At 41.4% G+C, this 18,544-nt stretch carries 21 protein-coding genes and 1 pseudogene; 18 read left to right on the top strand and 4 right to left on the bottom strand.

Annotated features, from left to right (window positions below; all coding sequences use genetic code 11):
* The first annotated feature begins 4 nt into the window (after positions 1-4).
* The 8 genes from BUB34_RS09165 (at position 5) to BUB34_RS09130 (ending at position 7,603) form a co-directional block, all read left to right on the top strand.
* On the top strand, positions 5-1,282 hold the full coding sequence (locus tag BUB34_RS09165) for a site-specific DNA-methyltransferase (RefSeq protein WP_073126659.1): 1,278 nt from the start codon (positions 5-7) through the stop codon (positions 1,280-1,282).
* Positions 1,266-3,113, top strand: coding sequence for a DNA cytosine methyltransferase (locus BUB34_RS09160; protein WP_073126657.1), 1,848 nt, complete (start codon positions 1,266-1,268; stop codon positions 3,111-3,113). Before BUB34_RS09165 ends, BUB34_RS09160 begins: the two co-directional genes overlap by 17 nt.
* Before the next feature lie 89 nt (positions 3,114-3,202).
* Positions 3,203-3,889, top strand: coding sequence for a hypothetical protein (locus BUB34_RS09155; protein WP_073126655.1), 687 nt, complete (start codon positions 3,203-3,205; stop codon positions 3,887-3,889).
* Entirely contained in the window at positions 3,889-4,116 is a 228-nt protein-coding gene (locus BUB34_RS09150; RefSeq protein WP_073126653.1) for a DUF4314 domain-containing protein, read from the top strand. The genes BUB34_RS09155 and BUB34_RS09150 overlap by 1 nt, the downstream gene beginning before the upstream one ends.
* 132 nt (positions 4,117-4,248) lie before the next feature.
* Positions 4,249-5,193, top strand: coding sequence for an amidoligase family protein (locus BUB34_RS09145; RefSeq protein WP_073126651.1), 945 nt, complete (start codon positions 4,249-4,251; stop codon positions 5,191-5,193).
* Between the two features lie 88 nt (positions 5,194-5,281).
* Positions 5,282-5,752 (top strand): gamma-glutamylcyclotransferase family protein, encoded by a 471-nt coding sequence (locus tag BUB34_RS09140; RefSeq protein WP_073126649.1) that lies wholly within the window; start codon positions 5,282-5,284, stop codon positions 5,750-5,752.
* Positions 5,742-5,939: a hypothetical protein gene (locus BUB34_RS09135; RefSeq protein ID WP_073126647.1), complete on the top strand. Its 198-nt coding sequence runs from the start codon at positions 5,742-5,744 to the stop codon at positions 5,937-5,939. The genes BUB34_RS09140 and BUB34_RS09135 overlap by 11 nt, the downstream gene beginning before the upstream one ends.
* A gap of 65 nt (positions 5,940-6,004) precedes the next feature.
* Complete coding sequence (locus BUB34_RS09130; RefSeq protein ID WP_242948868.1) at positions 6,005-7,603, top strand: terminase large subunit; 1,599 nt, start codon at positions 6,005-6,007, stop codon at positions 7,601-7,603.
* On the opposite strand, the gene BUB34_RS09125 is transcribed toward BUB34_RS09130, so the two are convergent.
* Complete coding sequence (locus tag BUB34_RS09125; protein WP_084120338.1) at positions 7,589-7,831, bottom strand: SymE family type I addiction module toxin; 243 nt, start codon at positions 7,829-7,831, stop codon at positions 7,589-7,591. The two genes, BUB34_RS09130 and BUB34_RS09125, sit on opposite strands and share 15 nt — an antisense overlap.
* A 54-nt stretch (positions 7,832-7,885) precedes the next feature.
* Between BUB34_RS09125 and BUB34_RS09120 the strand changes: the two genes are divergently transcribed.
* The 10 genes from BUB34_RS09120 to BUB34_RS09075 all read left to right on the top strand — a co-directional run bounded on the left by BUB34_RS09120 (position 7,886) and on the right by BUB34_RS09075 (position 16,537).
* The gene (locus BUB34_RS09120) at positions 7,886-9,229 is read left to right on the top strand and encodes a phage portal protein (protein WP_073126645.1); all 1,344 of its coding nucleotides are present in this window, start codon (positions 7,886-7,888) and stop codon (positions 9,227-9,229) included.
* Positions 9,147-9,971, top strand: a complete 825-nt coding sequence (locus BUB34_RS09115; protein ID WP_073126643.1) for a head maturation protease, ClpP-related — start codon at positions 9,147-9,149, stop codon at positions 9,969-9,971. Before BUB34_RS09120 ends, BUB34_RS09115 begins: the two co-directional genes overlap by 83 nt.
* A gap of 14 nt (positions 9,972-9,985) precedes the next feature.
* The gene (locus BUB34_RS09110; RefSeq protein WP_073126640.1) at positions 9,986-11,176 is read left to right on the top strand and encodes a phage major capsid protein; all 1,191 of its coding nucleotides are present in this window, start codon (positions 9,986-9,988) and stop codon (positions 11,174-11,176) included.
* A gap of 130 nt (positions 11,177-11,306) precedes the next feature.
* Positions 11,307-11,579 (top strand): head-tail connector protein, encoded by a 273-nt coding sequence (locus tag BUB34_RS09105; RefSeq protein ID WP_073126638.1) that lies wholly within the window; start codon positions 11,307-11,309, stop codon positions 11,577-11,579.
* The gene (locus BUB34_RS09100; protein WP_073126636.1) at positions 11,579-11,911 is read left to right on the top strand and encodes a phage head closure protein; all 333 of its coding nucleotides are present in this window, start codon (positions 11,579-11,581) and stop codon (positions 11,909-11,911) included. The genes BUB34_RS09105 and BUB34_RS09100 overlap by 1 nt, the downstream gene beginning before the upstream one ends.
* 2 nt (positions 11,912-11,913) lie before the next feature.
* Positions 11,914-12,294 (top strand): HK97 gp10 family phage protein, encoded by a 381-nt coding sequence (locus BUB34_RS09095; protein WP_073126634.1) that lies wholly within the window; start codon positions 11,914-11,916, stop codon positions 12,292-12,294.
* On the top strand, positions 12,294-12,611 hold the full coding sequence (locus BUB34_RS09090; RefSeq protein ID WP_073126632.1) for a hypothetical protein: 318 nt from the start codon (positions 12,294-12,296) through the stop codon (positions 12,609-12,611). The genes BUB34_RS09095 and BUB34_RS09090 overlap by 1 nt, the downstream gene beginning before the upstream one ends.
* Before the next feature lie 3 nt (positions 12,612-12,614).
* The gene (locus BUB34_RS09085) at positions 12,615-13,214 is read left to right on the top strand and encodes a major tail protein (RefSeq protein WP_073126631.1); all 600 of its coding nucleotides are present in this window, start codon (positions 12,615-12,617) and stop codon (positions 13,212-13,214) included.
* Positions 13,215-13,216: 2 nt separating this feature from the next.
* A complete protein-coding gene (locus BUB34_RS09080; protein ID WP_073126629.1) occupies positions 13,217-13,591 on the top strand; it encodes a hypothetical protein in 375 nt (124 codons plus the stop codon).
* A 216-nt stretch (positions 13,592-13,807) separates the two neighbouring features.
* Positions 13,808-16,537 carry a phage tail tape measure protein gene (locus BUB34_RS09075; RefSeq protein WP_242948867.1) on the top strand — a complete coding sequence of 910 codons (2,730 nt, stop codon included), beginning with the start codon at positions 13,808-13,810 and terminating at the stop codon, positions 16,535-16,537.
* A gap of 212 nt (positions 16,538-16,749) precedes the next feature.
* Here BUB34_RS09075 and BUB34_RS13960 read toward each other — a convergent pair.
* The 3 genes and pseudogenes from BUB34_RS13960 to BUB34_RS09060 form a co-directional block, all read right to left on the bottom strand.
* Positions 16,750-17,133 (bottom strand): annotated as a pseudogene (locus tag BUB34_RS13960) (TSUP family transporter); the annotation flags it as partial.
* A 316-nt stretch (positions 17,134-17,449) separates the two neighbouring features.
* Positions 17,450-18,148: a 5'-methylthioadenosine/adenosylhomocysteine nucleosidase gene (locus BUB34_RS09065; RefSeq protein WP_073126627.1), complete on the bottom strand. Its 699-nt coding sequence runs from the start codon at positions 18,146-18,148 to the stop codon at positions 17,450-17,452.
* Between the two features lie 166 nt (positions 18,149-18,314).
* On the bottom strand, positions 18,315-18,544 hold a 230-nt coding region (locus BUB34_RS09060), incomplete at its 5' end, for a transposase (RefSeq protein ID WP_143153363.1).

The raw sequence follows: 18,544 nt of genomic DNA, 5'->3' as shown, positions 1-18,544 counted from the left end.
GCGTATGGGAAAGACAACAACTGAAATGCAGCTTGTAGCTGTTTCAAAACTTATTCCTTATGTAAATAATGCAAGAACCCACTCTGCTGAACAGGTGATGAAACTTCGTTCTTCTCTTCGTGAGTTCGGTTTTATCAATCCTGTAATCATTGACCGAGAGTTCAATGTCATCGCAGGTCACGGAAGAATTCTTGCAGCAAAGGAAGAAGGCATTCTTGAAGTACCGTGTGTGTTCGTTGATTACTTAACTGATGCACAGAAAAAAGCCTACATCCTTGCCGACAACAGAATGGCAATGGATGCAGGCTGGGACGAAGAGTTACTTCGTATTGAAATCGAGGTGCTCCAAGGCGAGGACTTCGATATCGGTCTTACCGGATTTGATGAAAGTGAAATCGCAGACCTTTTTGGTTCTGATGATACTTCCGGTGTGAAAGACGATGATTATGATTTATCAGCTGCACTTGAAAAGGCAGCATTTGTTAAGCGTGGAGATGTATGGACGGTTGGCAGACACAGACTGATGTGTGGTGATGCAACATCAAAAGAAGATGTGGCTACACTTATGGACGGAAAGAAAGCCAACCTTATCGTAACCGATCCACCGTATAATGTAGCATTTGAAAGTTCCGATGGCTTATCCATCAAGAACGATAAAATGGCAAATGACAAATTCTATGAGTTTCTCCTTTCTGCTTTCAGGAACATGGCCGAGCATCTTGAAAAAGGTGGCTCGGCTTATGTGTTCCATGCAGACACAGAAGGTCTTAATTTCAGAAAGGCTTTCATCGATGCAGGCTTTCATTTGTCCGGCTGCTGTATCTGGGTAAAGAACTCACTTGTTCTTGGACGCTCGGATTATCAGTGGCAGCATGAACCTGTGCTTTATGGTTTCCTTCAAAACGGAAAACACTACTGGAGTTCAAAGGCAGGAAGAAGTCAGACTACCATTTGGAACTTTGATAAGCCTAAAAAGAATAAGAACCATCCAACATCAAAGCCTCTTGATTTGCTTGCCTACCCAATCGGTAATTCAAGTCAGGAAAATGCAATCGTTGTTGATACCTTTGGTGGCAGTGGTTCAACTCTTATGACCTGTGAGCAGACAAATCGTATCTGCCACACGATGGAACTTGATGAAAAGTACGCATCCGTTATTCTTCGAAGATATGTGGAAGACACGGGAGATGCTAATGGTGTATTTGTAATCAGAGATGGAGAGAAGATTCCATACTCTGCTTTAGTTAAGGAAGTGGAGGGATTGGATGACACAACAGAATAATTTGACCCTTGGGAGTCTGTTTGATGGCTCTGCAGGGTTTCCTTTAGGAGGCTTGCTTTCCGGTATCACCCCACTCTGGGCATCGGAAATCGAGCCTTTTCCTATTCGTGTAACAACGAAAAGACTGCCACAGATGAAACACTATGGAGATATTTCTGCCATGAATGGTTCAGAGATACCACCCGTGGATATCATCACATTTGGAAGTCCATGCCAGGATATGTCCGTGGCCGGCAAAAGAAATGGTCTTGATGGTTCTCGTTCAAGTCTGTTCTATGAGGCAGTCAGAATCATTAAAGAAATGAGGTGCAAAACCAATGGAAAATATCCAAGATTTATCGTCTGGGAAAATGTCCCCGGAGCATTCTCAAGCAACAAAGGTGAAGACTTCCGATGCGTCCTTGAAGAAATCTGCAAAATCAAAGACGAACAGTTGTCAGTGCCTAGATCTTCAAAATGGCAGAACGCAGGAAAAATCCTGGGAGATGGTTTCTCAGTCGCTTGGAGACAGCTTGATGCTCAATTTTGGGGAGTACCCCAGAGAAGAAAACGTATCTACCTTGTCGCAGATTTTGCAGGCTGGTGTGCCGGAAAAATACTATTTGAGTCAGAAGGCTTGTCTGGGTATTCTTCGAAGAGCATCTGCCCGTGGAAAGAAACTGCCAGAAGTTCTGGAGAAGGCACTGAAGAAACAGGCTTTGACAGCTTAATGTTTGAGAACCACTCACAGGACTCAAGGTATACGGGGCCTCTTGATGTGGCACAGACAGTTTCATCAACTTTTGGAACGGGAGGCAATAATCAGCCGTTCGTGGTTCATACACCAAAGACACTCAAAATAAGAAGTGGCTGCGAAGGTGGTGGCAAAGGTGCTTTGATACAGGATAACAAATCAGCTACCCTTGGATGCAACAATGATCAGACATTGTTTGTACCAAAGGTGTATGGCATCTGTGCCAAGGACAGCAATGCGATGAAATCACCAAACCCTAACAGTGGTTTCTATGAGGCTCAAACGAGCAGATGCCTTGATGGAAATGGTGGCAATCCATCATGCAATCAGGGTGGCATGGCTGTTATTGAGGGCAATGGTTCAAGACCATCCCACAAAGGTTATGGCTACAAGGAATCCGATGTGATGTACACCTTAAATGCAACCGAACAGCACGGAGTTGCATATGGTATTGGAAGACCTGCTATGAACCAGGGATACAATGCTAAGTTCAGCTTTCAGGTTGAAGAAGAAGTTGAACCTACTCTTGTGGCAGCAGGAGCAAGTGGTGTTGCTCATCCGGTATTCAGTTCAAGTAAGGCATCATTCTTTACAACAGCTGAAGAGGAACTTGCAAATACACTCGTGGCTACTGACTACAAGGACCCACCGATTGTAAATGACAGTCCAAACTATGGATTTTACCCACAGATGAAAGCCGAATGCATCACATTCACGGAAGAAAAAAGTGGCTGTCTTGTAAATGGAACAAATCCCGGATTTCAGAACGGTATTCTTGAGCAGGACTATATCGTTAGAAGACTTACTCCAACGGAATGTGCAAGGCTACAAGGTTTTCCTGACTGGTGGTGTGATGACCTTGGAACAGAAGAACCTACCGATGAGGAGATTGCACTGTGGAAGGGTATCTTTGAAACTCATGCAAAAGCACTCGGTAAGGATATAAAACCAAAGACTGATTCACAGATTAGAAAGTGGTTAATAAATCCCCACTCCGATTTTGCAGAATACAAGATGTGGGGCAACGGTGTGGCACTTCCTAACGTAGTATTTGTGCTTTCAGGCATTGTGTATTACTCACAGTTTCCTACAGAATAATCGGCAGATACTCTTTACACAAACAACTTGATATATGTACCTTTTAGAGTGATATATGGTACTACCAAAAAACAAAGGAGGTACATCAGATGGTACTACATTTTAATGTAAAGGGCGAAAGCCGAAAAGCAATGGTCAAGGCAATTGAAAAGGAACTCGGTGTAAAAGCCAGATACCTTGGAGTTCCAAGCTGCTCTTATGAAGTAGGAAACTACATCGTAGGAAAGAACGGAGAACTTGAATTTGCTGATGACTTAGGTATGGAAGAAACATCGGGCATCATTGATGCCTGCGTGATGGCTACAGGGGTTTCACCCAAAGAATGGGAAAACAATACGGACGAACCGGAAAGCGAGCCACAGGGCGAAATTACGGGGGTTACGGTGGCAATGCCGATTGACAAGGTTAAGGTCGGAAACCTTACGGCACTTATTGATTCCAAAGCCGGACTTATTAAGAAGGCACTTGGCATTGCTGATCTTGGCATCAGCATTGATGAGGATAAGGTTTCCTTCCCTTGGTTCTCCACAGAGATAGAACCTGAAACACTGCAGACCTACACCAGATTCATTGCAGCACTTTGTAAGATGAGTGTGAATCAGAAAAGAATCCAAGCTAAGGATAAGAAAGTCGACAACGAGATATATGCATTCAGATGTTTCCTTTTAAGACTTGGATTTATCGGTAACGAATACAAGGCAGATAGAAAGATTCTGCTTAAGAATCTTCAAGGCTCTGCAGCATTCAAGAACGGTACGAAGGGAGGCGAAGAATAATGTTCTTTCCAAGCAGAGATATCGTTGAAAGAGTGAAAAAGGAATATCCGGCTGGAACAAGAGTTGAACTTGTAAGAATGGATGATTTCCAAGCACCACCGATTGGAACGAAGGGTACGGTCAGAGGTGTTGATGATACTGCAAGCATTATGGTTGCATGGGATAACGGCAGCAGTTTGAATGTGGTCTACGGTGAGGATAAATGCCGTAAGATCACTAAAGAATAAAGCACAGAAATACACAGATTTTATATTAAAAGATTGTGTAGAATATAGTGCTAATTAACTTGATATAGTGTGCTTTTAGAGTGATATATAGTACTACGAAAAGGGAATACACACCAAACGGAGGTACATAGAATGAACGAAAAAATCACACATCAGATTGAAGAAATGAAAAAGCAGACCATCGGAGTTGAGGTTGAGATGAACAATATCACAAGAGAGCGAGCTGCAAAGCTTGCTGCCGAATACTTCGGAACTGGACGCTATGAAAACACAGCATCAAGAAACGGCTACATGACCTGGTCAGCATGGGATGGACAAGGCAGAGAATGGAAATTCCAGAAGGACGTAAGCATTGCCGGGGACGATGCACATAAATGCGAAATGGTAACCCCAATCCTTAAATACGAGGACATGGAAATCTTGCAGGAGCTGATTAGAAAGCTTCGCAAGGCAGGAGCCAAGAGCGATGCAACAAGAGGATGTGGTGTTCACATCCATATCGGAGCAAACGGCCACACGCCACAGACCATGAGAAACCTTGCAAACATCATGGCAAGCCACGAAAGTCTAATAGCTGATGCACTTGACCTTGACAGAGGAAGAATGAACAGATACTGCAGAACAGTTGACCCAAGATTTTTAGAGCAGCTCAATAAGAAGAAACCAAAGACTATGAGCAAGCTTGCAGACATTTGGTACGGCACACAGGGTTGCAACTACGGACGTAGCCAACATTACAACGATAGCCGATACCATATGCTTAACTACCATGCAACCTTTACCAAAGGAACAATCGAGTTCAGACTTTTCCAATTTGATGCACCTGCTGACGGAAAGCAGAACGGACTTCATGCCGGACAGCTTAAAAGCTACATTCAGCTTTGCCTTGCACTTAGCCAGCTTGCAAAGGAAATGAGAACAGCAAGTCCAAAACCACAGCAGAATGAAAATCCAAAATACGCAATGAGAACATGGCTCTTAAGACTTGGGTTCATCGGGGATGAATTCAAAACAGCAAGAGACCTGCTTACAAGAAGACTTGCAGGAGATACAGCATTCAGAACTGCAAGGAGATAGCCTTGTAACACCTTAATAAACAAAGTCGACCACTTCGGTGGTCTTAAGGTGGTAGAAGGGTGTCCCCTTCAGAAAGGATGGAAACCATATGAGAAAACGATACTACATTGCCTATGGCAGTAACCTCAACATTCCACAGATGCGAATGCGATGTCCTGGAGCAAGGATAATTGGAACATCAGTCATTGAAGACTATCAGCTTTTGTTCAAAGGCAGCAAGACAGGTTCTTACCTTACCATTGAACCAAAGGAAGGTGCGACAGTTCCTGTTGCTGTATGGGAAGTAACCGAGCAGGACGAATTGTCACTTGATCGATACGAAGGATATCCGAACTTCTATTACAAAACGGAAATGACCCTGGATATCAAAGGTATCAGAACCGGAAAGATTCGCAGAAGACAAGCCTTTGTCTACATCATGCATGAAGAACGAGAACTCGGAATACCAAGCTGGTTCTATGTGAACACCTGCCTTGATGGATACCGAGCATTCGGATTTGAAGAACAGTACCTTTTTGATGCAATCGAAGTAAGCAGGAGGGATTCACATGAAGACTGAAAAAACAAGAACAGCTATATGCCCTAAGTGTGGCAAGGAATATCACGGGCATCCGGCTCTTTCAAGAACAGACAACACCACTTACATCTGCCCCGACTGTGGCACGAGAGAGGCTCTTGAGAGCATCGGTGTTGCCAGGGACGAGCAGGACGAGATTATTGCTACAATCCATAGTCACACAAGATAACAGAGAAAAGAATATAAGCTTTTTCAGGGCTCCACAGGGGTCCTTTTTTCGTGGAGGTGAGACAAGTGCGAAAGCTTAAGAATTATAAGCCGACAAGGTTTATGGCAGAAGATTCTCACTACGATGAGTATGAGGCCAATTTTGCTGTAGCCTTTATCGAAGAACTGTGTCACACCAAGGGTACATGGGCAAGAAAGAAATTCAAGCTTATGGACTGGCAGGAACAGATTATAAGAGATGTGTTCGGTGTCATCAAGCCTAATGGATACAGACAGTTCAATACGGCTTATGTTGAGATTCCCAAAAAGAATGGCAAGAGTGAACTTGCAGCAGCCATTGCCCTGCTCCTACTTTGTGAAGGAGAAGAGCGTGGAGAGATTTATTCATGTGCTGCTGATAAAAACCAGGCAAAAATCGTATTCGATGTTGCAGCTGATATGGTTCGTTTCTCGCCATCTCTGAATAAGAGAATTAAGATTCTGGAATCACAGAAAAAACTTATTTATTATCCAACCAACAGTACCTACCAGGTGTTGTCGGCAGATGTTTCAAACAAGCATGGCTTTAATACACACGGTGTTATTTTTGATGAACTTCATACCCAGCCTAATCGTAAATTATATGATGTGATGGTGCAAGGGTCAGGAGATGCAAGAATGCAACCTCTGTTTTTCATTATTACAACAGCAGGAAATAATACAGAGAGTATCTGCTATGAAGTACATCAGAAGGCACTTGATATTATGGAGGGTAGAAAACATGATACTACATTCTACCCCGTAATCTATGGTGCAAGTGTTGATGAGGATTGGACAGATCCCAATGTGTGGCTCAAAGCCAATCCGAGTCTTGGTGAAACAATTCAGATGGATAAGGTAATAGCAGCCTGTGACTCTGCAAAGCAGAATCCTGGCGAAGAGAATGCATTCCGACAGCTTAGGCTTAACCAATGGGTAAAACAGTCCATCAGGTGGATGCCTATGGAAAAATGGGATGCCTGCAATTTCAAATTCAGTGAAGATGACCTTGAAGGACGTGTTTGTTATGGTGGCTTGGACTTATCAAGCACAACCGACATCACGGCTTTTGTACTTGTATTCCCGCCAATGGATGAGGATGACAAGTTTGTGGTTCTGCCATACTTCTGGGTACCGGAAGACACGCTGGACTTGCGAGTCCGAAGGGACCATGTTCAGTATGACCTTTGGGAACGACAGGGATATCTTCAAACCACAGAAGGAAATGTGGTTCATTACGGATATATAGAACAGTTCATTGAGAAACTTGGTGAAAGGTTCAATATCAAAGAAATCGCATTTGACCGTTGGGGTGCTGTACAGATGGTTCAGAACCTTGAAGGTATGGGATACACAGTTGTTCCATTCGGACAGGGATTTAAGGATATGAGTCCACCAACCAAGGAACTGATGAAACTTGTGCTTGAAAAGAAAATAGCCCATGGTGGGCATCCGGTTCTCAGATGGAATATGGACAACATCTTTATTCGTACAGACCCGGCAGGAAATATTAAGGCTGACAAGGAAAAGTCTACGGAAAAAATTGATGGTGCGATAGCAACTATTATGGCACTTGATAGAGCAATCCGATGTGGAAATGTAAACACTGAATCGGTCTACGATACAAGAGGTTTACTTGTCTTCTGATTTTTCGATGACAAGCTTACCGTTTTCACAATGGATAGTAACTTTATCTCCAGTATGAAAGCCTAGATTTTCAAGCCACATACCGTTGATACGAAGTGCTGGTACTTCTTTATTGTTGTACCCACCTACAGATGAAACAGTAAGATTTCGTTCTGCTTTGAATGGACGTTTTCTAGGTGTTTTATCTGCACCACGGGTTTTGACAAAATCAACATCATATGTATACATTAGCAATCAACTCCTTTCTTTTGGGAAATTATAAAAACAATGGAGGAAAAAACGATGAGTATTTTTTCGGGATTATTTAGGACAAGAGATGCTCCTACCAACCGAACAAGCGGTAGTGCTTATTCATTCTTCATGGGTGGAAGTACTGCCGGGAAGAATGTAAATGAGCGAAGTGCCATGCAGATGACAGCGGTTTATGCCTGCGTCCGTATCCTTTCGGAGGCTATCGCAGGATTGCCACTTCATGTCTATCATTATAACGATGATGGTGGAAAAGAAAAAGCATTAAATCATAATCTCTATCATTTGCTGCACGATGAACCGAACCCTGAAATGACAAGCTTTGTTTTCAGGGAAACACTCATGACACATCTCCTTTTGTGGGGTAATGCCTATGCGCAAATCATAAGGAATGGTAAGGGTGAGATTATCGCAATCTATCCATTGATGCCGAACCGTATGAGAGTTGACCGAGATGAACACGGATATCTGTATTACGAATATCAGGTAAGTCAGGATGATGCACCTACTAACAAGGGTTCTTCAGTAAGACTTGCACCTGATGAAGTTATGCATATTCCTGGACTTGGCTTTGATGGCTTGGTAGGGTACTCACCTATTGCTATGGCCAAGAATGCTATCGGTCTTGCAATCGCAGCTGAAGAGTACGGTAGTAAGTTTTATGCTAATGGTGCTGCTCCAAGTGGGGTGCTTGAGCATCCGGGAACACTGAAAGACCCATCAAAGGTAAGGGATAGTTGGTCACAAACTTTTGGTGGTAGCTCAAATTCGCATAAAGTGGCTGTTTTGGAAGAAGGAATGAAGTATACACCGATTTCCATTTCTCCGAACGAAGCACAGTTTTTAGAAACAAGAAAATTTCAGATAGACGAGATTGCTCGAATTTTCAGAGTACCTCCACACATGGTAGGTGACCTTGAGAAGTCGAGCTTTTCTAATATTGAGCAACAGTCACTTGAATTTGTGAAATACACTCTTGATCCTTGGGTTTCAAGATGGGAACAGAATATGGCTCGTTCTCTGTTAACAGCAGAGGAGAAACAGAATTATTTTATCAAGTTTAATGTAGACGGACTTCTTCGTGGTGACTATCAAAGCCGTATGAACGGATATGCCACTGCAAGACAGAACGGATGGATGTCTGCCAATGATATAAGGGAACTTGAGAATCTCGACAGGATTCCTACTGAACTCGGTGGTGACCTTTACCTTATCAACGGTAACATGACCAAGCTTGAAGATGCAGGTATCTTTGCTACAAGCCCGGATACATCAGACGGAGAGGAGAAGACAGATGAAGAACAAGAAGTTCTGGAACTGGAAGAGTCGAAAAACTCTGAACCAGGCAAACGAAGAAGTCGCAGAACGAGTACTTGAGTTGCACGGAACAATTGCCGAAGAAAGTTGGTTTGATGATGATGTCACACCACAGCTTTTCAAGGATGAGTTAAATGCCGGAAGTGGAGATATTACTGTATGGATTAATTCTCCGGGTGGAGACTGTGTGGCTGCGGCTCAAATCTACAATATGCTCACACAGTACAAAGGAAATGTCACAGTGAAGATTGATGGTATTGCAGCATCGGCAGCATCGGTTATTGCGATGGCAGGAAACACAGTGCTTATGTCACCTGTTTCCATGATGATGATTCATAACCCTGCAACCGTAGCATTCGGTGACCATGCAGAAATGCAGAAGGCTATCGATATGCTTGCAGAAGTGAAAGAGTCCATCATCAATGCCTATGTGATTAAGACTGGTCTTTCAAGATCAAAGCTTAGTCACTTGATGGATGCCGAAACCTGGATGGATGCCAACAAGGCCGTTGAGCTTGGCTTTGCTGATGACATCATTATGAGAGCAGAAACAAAACCGAATATCAATCCCGAAGAAGCGGATCAAGAAGAAAGCACCGAAGAGAAGGAAAAGAAACCTTCTGACTCGATGCTTTTTTCACGCAAGGCAGTTAACAACGCTCTTATGAACAAACTGGAAAAATACTATGTCCAGCCTAAAGAAACAGTAACAAAGCAGGCAGAGATTTCTTCGCCTGCAAACCATGGCACTCCTGCTAAAGAGATTAAGGAGCGTCTGGACTTTATTAAGAAATTCATTTAAGGAGGAATTCTATTATGACTATTAAGGATTTAATCGAAAAAAGAGCAAAAGTGTGGGAAACTGCAAAGAACTTTGTGGAAACTCACGAAGACAAGAATGGTGTGCTTTCCGATGAGGATACAACAACCTACAACAAGATGGAGAAGGAAATTGAGGATTTGACAGCTGCTATCGACCGTCAGCAGAGAGCAGAACGCAGAGAAGCAGAACTTGCAAAGCCTGTTAATTCTCCGATTACCGGTAAGCCTTTTATGGGTGATGCCAAGGAAGTAAAGAAGGGTCGTGCTTCCGATGCTTATAAGGATGCGATGCTTTCTGCAATGCGTTCTAATTTCCGTAATGTAAGCAATGTACTTCAGGAAGGTGTAGATGCCGATGGTGGCTACCTTGTGCCGGAAGAGTATGACCGCAGACTTATTGATGTGCTTGATGGTGAGAACATCATGCGTAGCCTTGCTACAAAGATTACTACTGCAGGTCAGCACAAAATCAACATCGCAGCTACCAAGCCTGCAGCAGCATGGATTGAGGAAGGTGGAGCATTATCTTTTGGTGATGCAACATTCGACCAGATTTATCTTGATGCCTACAAGCTTCATGTAGCAATCAAGGTTACTGAAGAGTTGCTTTATGACAATGCCTTCGGTCTTGAAAACTACATCATCACTCAGTTCGGTAAGGCTTTAGCAAATGCCGAAGAGGATGCATTCCTTAACGGTAACGGTACTGGAAAGCCTACTGGTATCTTCGCAGCAAACGGTGGTGGTCAGATTGCAGCAACTCTTACTGCAGCTATCAAGTCCGATGACCTTATCGATTTGGTATATGGCCTTAAGAGACCTTATCGTAAGAACGCATCTTTCATCATGAATGATGCAACACTTGCTTCTATCAGAAAGCTTAAGGATAACAACGGAGCATATATCTGGCAGCCTTCTTACAAGGAAGGAGAACCTGACAGGGTGCTTGGCTATGCTGTTCACACTTCTGCTTTTGCACCTACAAATGCGATTGCATTCGGTGATTACAGCTACTACAACATCGGTGACCGTGGTTCTCGTTCTTTTGCAGAACTTCGTGAACTTTTCGCTGGTAACGGCATGGTTGGTTATGTAGCCAAGGAAAGAGTCGATGGTAAGCTTATCCTTCCTGAAGCAGTACAGATCTTAAAGCTTAAGGAAGAAACTGCATCTGCTAAGGGTTAAGAATAATTAAGTGTGACACCCTATGACGGCTATTTACTATCCTTTTCTATAGGTATAAAAATTAAAGCCTATATATAGATATAGAGAATGCCAGTCATAAGGTGTCACTGTTTATTAGGTGGTGATAGATATGATTGTAAATCTTGATGAGATGAAGGGTTACCTTCGAGTGGACTTTGATGACGATGATGCTCTTATCGAAAGTTTTATTACAACCGGGCAGAATCTCTGTGCAGATATTGCTAGGTTAACCAATGATGAATTGGATGAAATTCCATCATCCAAGATTGCTGTCATGTACGCAGTTGCCTATCTGTATGAACACAGAGAAGATGCAGATCATCATCAGCTGACCATTTCCCTTCGCTCTCTGCTTGAGGGTGTAAGAAGGAGTGTGTTCTGATGAATATAGCGCTTATCAATGTGAAGATTACAATACAAAAGAATGAAACTGTTGTAGATGACATCGGCAATCATAAGAATAACTGGACTGACTATCACACCTGCTTTGCAACCATAAGTGGCGAAGGTGGTTCTAAAAAGAGTGTGGCTGGTCTTATCGTAGATGATTCTGATATTTCATTTACGGTCAGATACTGCAAAGCACTCGCAGACCTGGATATTACAAAGTATAGAGTTCTTTTTGAAGGCTATTTATATAATATCGTGTCTGTTGACCACATGAACTACAAGAAGAAATGCCTGAAACTGAAATGTGAGAAAGTGAGGAGATAGTGATGGCAAATGTAAAGATTGATAACCTTGCAGATGAAATCATGAACGGCCTCAAGGAGTATGCTGATCTGGCCACAGATGATTTGAAGAAATCTGTAAGGAAGGCAGGAAATACAGTAAGGAAAGATATCGCTGCATCTGCTCCAAAGGATACGGGTGCCTATGCGAAGAGCTGGTCGGTCAAGAAAACGAAGGAAACTTCAAATTCACTTGAACTGACAGTGCATTCCAAGAACAGATATCAGCTTGCCCACCTTCTTGAGCACGGTCACGCAAAACGTGGCGGCGGAAGAGTGGCTGCAAGACCTCACATTGCCCAGGCAGAAGAGAATGCGATTGAAACATTGGAAACAGAAATCGCAAGAGCACTTGGAGGTATGTGATGGAAGAACTGTTACAAATCATTAAGGAGATGGACATTCCGTTTGCATATGACCATTTTGCAGAGGGAGAAAGTCCAGATCCACCGTTTATCTGTTATCTCTTGCCCAGCAGTGATAACTTCGCAGCTGACGGAAGAGTGTATCTGAAGGTAAACGAAGTTCATATAGAACTGTATACCGATTTGAAGGACTTGTCGGTAGAACAGAAAGTTGAATCTGTGCTTGACAGTCACGGCATTTTTTATGACCGTTTGGAAACATGGATTGAGAGTGAAAAGATGTATGAAGTCCTGTATTCATTTGAAATGGAGGCTTAGATTATGGCGAATAAAGTAAAATATAACCTTAAAAACGTCCATGCAGCAAAGCTGACAAGGACAGAAGAAGGTGGCTATTCCTATGAAACACCAAGAGCAATTCCTGGTGCAGTAAGTATCAGCTTGGATGCAGAAGGTGATACTTCTCCGTTCTATGCAGATGGTATCGTGTATTTCCGTTCTGTATCTAACAACGGTTATAGCGGAGATTTAGAGATTGCTCTTATTCCAGAATGGTTTAGAACTGACATACTTAAGGAAGAACTTGATAAGAATGGTGTTCTTGTTGAGAACTCTAAGATTGCTGAGATGGAGAAGTTTGCCTTGTTATTTGAATTTGATGGTGATGCGAAGTGCATCCGTCATGTCATGTATAACTGCACAGCATCTCGTCCATCCATTGAATCTGAAACTAAAGAGGATACAATTGAACCGGGAACAGAGAAACTTTCACTGACGGCGGATCCAAGAGAAGACGGTCTTGTAAAGAGTAGAACCGGAGATACAACTACGGATGCAACCTACAACGATTGGTACAAGGCAGTCTATGTTCCAGTAGCAAAGACCGCTTCTGCATCATCTGCTTCGACAGGAGGTAAATAATTATGCTGAAGAAAGTAATTAATGTTGGTGGTAAAGAAGTTGCATTCCGTTCCTCTGCCACTGTTCCAAGATTATATCGTGCAAAGTTCAAACGAGATATCTTCAAAGACTTAGCAAAGTTGGAAAGTTCCTATAAAGGTAGTAAGGAAGAGGGAGAAGAGTTTGCTATTGATGATTTGGAAATCTTCGAGAATGTTGCATATATCATGGCATATCATGCGGATAACACTATCCCGGATAATATCGATGATTGGCTTGACCAGTTTGAGATGTTTTCTATTTATGAAGTACTGCCAGAGATTCTTGCTCTTTGGGGAACGAACCTTATCACGGACATTGACTCTAAAAAAAACTTAAAAAAAGTAGCAGGGAGATGACAACACCCTTGTTCCTTTTGCGTTGCTTAGAAATCGGTCTTTCCATCCAAGACTTGGATTATCTGACCATTGGTATGGTAATGGATATTTGGACAGAGAAAGGAAACGATTCTCTAAAATATGATAATCTTGCAACGCAGGAGGATTTTGATAAGTTTTAATGGCTCGGAAGATACCGAGCTTTTCTTATGCAATTTTTGAAGGAGGTAGACGCCAATGGCAAACAGAATCAAGGGTATCACTGTCGAAATTGGCGGTGATACTACCAAGCTACAGACAGCTCTTAAAGGAGTTAACGGTCAGATTAAAAATACGCAATCTGCATTAAAAGATGTAGAAAAGCTGTTAAAACTTGATCCGACTAATACAACACTTCTTGCGCAGAAGCAGAAACTTCTGACACAGGCAATTGGAGAAACCAAGGAAAAATTAGCAAGCCTTAAGACAGCAGCACAACAGGCAAATGAACAATTGCAGAAGGGTGAGATTTCAAAGGAGCAGTATGATGCTCTTCAACGTGAGATTGCCGAGACGGAAGTAGAACTTAAAAAGCTGGAGTCACAGGCATCCAAGACCAATCAGACACTTACAAAAATCGGAGAAGCGGGATCAAAAGTAGAATCCTTTGGTAATGGTATTACGAATGCAGGAAAGAAAGTATCTGTAGCATCTGCTGCGGTAACGGGTTTAGGTGTTGCTTCTGTAAAGACAGCAGCAGACTTTGAAAGTTCCATGAGCCAAGTTCAGGCTACTATGGGAATTACAAAAGATTCCATGTCAAAACTTGATGGACAGTCCGTAAATACAATGGATGCACTGTCCAATCTTGCAAAAGAGATGGGAGCTAAAACTGCGTTTTCTGCTAGCGAATGTGCGGAGGCTCTAAACTACCTTGCTCTTGCCGGATATGATACGCAAGAGATGGCTGATACACTCCCGACTGTACTTAACCTTGCGGCAGCCGGAGGACTTGATCTTGCATCAGCATCCGACATGGTCACTGACGCGATGTCTGCCCTTGGAATGAAAACCTCTGATGCAAACAAGATGGTGGATCAAATGGCGAAGACCGCATCAAGCACAAATACATCGGTAGGACAGCTTGGTGAAGGAATCTTAACTATTGGTGCAACAGCAAAGACAGTCAAAGGTGGAACTGCAGAATTAAATACAGCACTTGGTATCTTGGCGAATAATGGTATCAAGGGAGCGGAAGGCGGTACGCATCTTCGTAACGTCATTCTGTCATTGCAGAATCCTACAGATAAGGCAGCCCAACAGATGGATGCCTTGGGCGTTTCTGTATTTGATTCGGAAGGAAATATGAGAAGCCTGAACGACATCTTAGGTGAACTGAATAAGAGCATGGACGGTATGACAGCAGAGGAAAAGGCAAATATCGTCAGCAAAATCTTTAATAAAACAGACCTTTCTTCCGTAAATGCTCTGCTCGCAAACACAGGTGATACCTGGACAGATTTGCAGACTGCTATTGAAAACAGTGGTGGAGCAGCACAGCAGATGGCGGATACTCAGCTTGATAACTTATCTGGCCAGCTTACAATCTTAAAGTCTGCAATAGAAGGTTTTGCAATTTCCATTGGTGATGCACTTGTGCCAATGATTAAAACCATCGTAGCAAAGATTCAGTCCTTCGTGGATTGGCTGAATAATCTTGATGAGGGTACAAGACAGGTCATTGTAAAAGTTGGACTTTTTGTTGCAGCTTTAGGTCCTTTTCTTGTGATCCTTGGCACGGTCATATCCAAAGTCGGTGTGGCCATGCAGGCATTTAGCAAGCTGGGACTGAAACTGACAAGTCTTGTGAGTAATGCCGGAGGAGTATCTGGTATCATGGGAAAAGTTGGTGCTGCTATTGGAGGTATCTCTGCTCCCGTGGTTGCAGTTGTGGCTATCCTAGCAGTACTCGTTGCAGCTTTTGTGCATCTGTTGAGAACGAATGAGGATTTCAGAAACAGCATTATTGCCATCTGGGAGAGAATCAAATCTGTATTCAGTGGCTTTGCACAGGGCATTACAGACAGGCTGAACGCATTAGGATTCGATTTCCAGAATTTCAAGGAAGTAGTATCTGCCATTTGGAACGGACTTTGTAACTTCCTTGCTCCGGTTTTTGAAGGAGTGTTCACGCAGATCGCTAATATCCTAGTAGCTGTTCTTGGGGTAATCACAGGAATTTTAGATGTATTTATTGGAATCTTCACGGGCAACTGGTCACAAGTATGGGAAGGTGTCAAAGGAATCTTTGGTTCGGTATGGGATTTTATCAAGAATACATTTACCAACTATATGAACGTTATTAAGAATGTGGCAAATGTCGTGCTTGGATGGTTCGGTACATCATGGAATGAAGTATGGACTGGTATAAAAGATTTCTTCGTAAATCTGTGGACAGGCATCACAACCTTCTTTACAAATCTGTGGGAGGGGATTAAGAATACAGTAAAGACTGCGATTATGTTCATAGCAGCACTCTTTGAGTCAGCTTTTGATATCATTACTTTGCCGTTTCGATTCATTTGGGAGAACTGTAAGGAAATCATTATTGCAGTTTGGGATGCAATCAAGTCAAAGGTTACTACGGTCATCAATGTTGTAGCTACCGTGATAAAAACAGTGCTAAATGCTATTAAAACCGTATTCACAACTGTATGGAATGCGATAAAAACGGTAGTTACTACGGTTGTAAATGCTATCAATACAGTGATTACTACAGTATTCAACGCAATCAAAAATACAGCGACAACGGTGTGGAATGCGATTAAAACAGCAATCACAACACCAATCAATGCTGCGAAGAGTACCATATCGACCGTGTTTAATTCAGTGAAAAATACTGTATCTTCGGTGTTCAACAGTATCAAGTCCGTAACGACATCCATTTGGAATGGAATCAAAACGTCAATCACATCACCCATTGAATAAACTACAACCATTGCAGGGGCATATAGACCTATGCCTGCTGTCATCAAAGCTCCTAGTATAAAGAATATCACTATTGCAACTATAAGCTTAGCACCATGTAGTCCTAAAGCAGTACCACCTATTGGTAATACTTTTAAAGTAGATAGTAGTAGCATTACTGCTGATATAAAAAGTGCTACTCCCATTATTATTTGTATCTTCTTTTCATCAGTTCTAGCTATAACTCCAGCTCCAAGATATGAACCTACAACAGCTGCTGCTATCAAAGATACTAAAGTTATCGGCTCAACTTTTGTAGCCTGTATAAATATAATTGCTTCACATAAAACAGGTAGCGTACAAGCAACATTAAGTGTTGCAGGTATCTGCTTATCTGTTATATTACTTTTAAAAGCTTTGAATAAAAACACTGTAGGAGCAAATGCACCTATTCCTAATGTATCGAAAAAGTTAGTTGAAAAACCTATTAATGCAGGCTTCCAAGCCTTTTCTTTTTCTAATCTGCCGTTTTTCTTTGCAGATATCTGATCCTTAAAAAATACGATTCCAAATCCTACTACTGCAACGTACAGTAATATCTGTAATACTCTTATCATTTTATACCTTCCCCTATTTGTTAATTTTTTAATCATCTCCAGACAATAATATACATTAATTCCTGAAAAATAAGCACTTTTATATATAAATAATAAAACATTTAAATCGCTTACTGTTTATCCACTTACAGTTAGCAATTATTGCAAATATATTTCATCATACAAACTATCAAGTTTAACAGTTAAATCTTCTTTTACTCTATACTTATTTCTCATACTTTTCTATATAAGACCACTATTTAATATCTTCTTATTTTATAAAAATTACTTATCCATTTAACATCAACATTCAGGAAACAGAATCTATTTTATTCTGTTATATTCTTTTTAACATATTTACTACCATCTCTTTAGAGTTTATAGCGGCTATCTTTACAAATTCATCATAAGTCATTTCCGCTGAATTATCTGCTTTGTCGGATATAGCTCTAATTATTACAAATGGAGTATTATTTAAATAAGCAACGTGTGCTATAGCTCCACCTTCCATCTCACAGCAATATCCGTCAAAATCACTTCTTAATGCATTTTTTGTTTCATTGTCAGCTACAAACTGATCTCCCGTAACAACTCTTCCCTTATATGCATTAAATTTTAACTTTTCTTCTTTAAAAGCATCATATGCAGCATCTATCAGTCTTGAATCGGCAGTGAATATAGAAGTTTCCATTCTAGGTATTGTTCCTTTTGGATCTCCAAGAGGTGAAGCATCTACATCATACTCTACTGCATCTGTAGATATAACGATATCATTGATATCAAGTTTTTCGTATAAAGCTCCAGCAACGCCTGTATTAATAACAGCGTCTACTTTAAATTCACTTATTAATATTTGAGTACACATTGCGGCATTTACCTTTGCAATACCACATTCAACAACTACTATATCCTTGCCCTCTATTTTACCTTCATAAAAAGAAAGCCCAGCAACTGTTTTCATCTCTCTGCCCTCAAGCATAGAAGTAAGTTCTTTTACTTCCTCTTCCATAGCACCTATAACACCTATTTTTTTCATATTATCGTATACAATTTGTATACTATTCACCCCTTTCACTGCTTAAATATTCACCAAAAATCATAGTGCTTTGAAAAACTGGCTCTTTGTCAAATAACGTTGATGAAGTCAATATTTAATTTTTAAAGGCAGCATCTAATACAGTTTTCATGTATAGATGCTGTTTTTAAATTACTTGTATTTTTTCTCTTAGTAATACTCTTAATCTTAAATTTTTAAAACTTCTAAATCCAAAGGATACTCTTTTGAGTACTTTAATGGTATTATTCTTACCCTCAACTCTAGCATTTGTATATTTTGTAATTAGTGCATTTAATACGTACTGTTTTTTATCCTTCAAAGATTTAAGGCTTGTTCTAAAGCATGAAGGACAGTCTTTTAAATCCTTTGATAGCA

This window comes from Asaccharospora irregularis DSM 2635 (assembly GCF_900129815.1).
Taxonomy (GTDB): Bacteria; Bacillota; Clostridia; order Peptostreptococcales; family Peptostreptococcaceae; genus Asaccharospora; species Asaccharospora irregularis.
The sequence above is the reverse complement of the archived record's forward strand: the minus strand, read 5'-3'. Positions and strand labels throughout refer to the sequence as shown.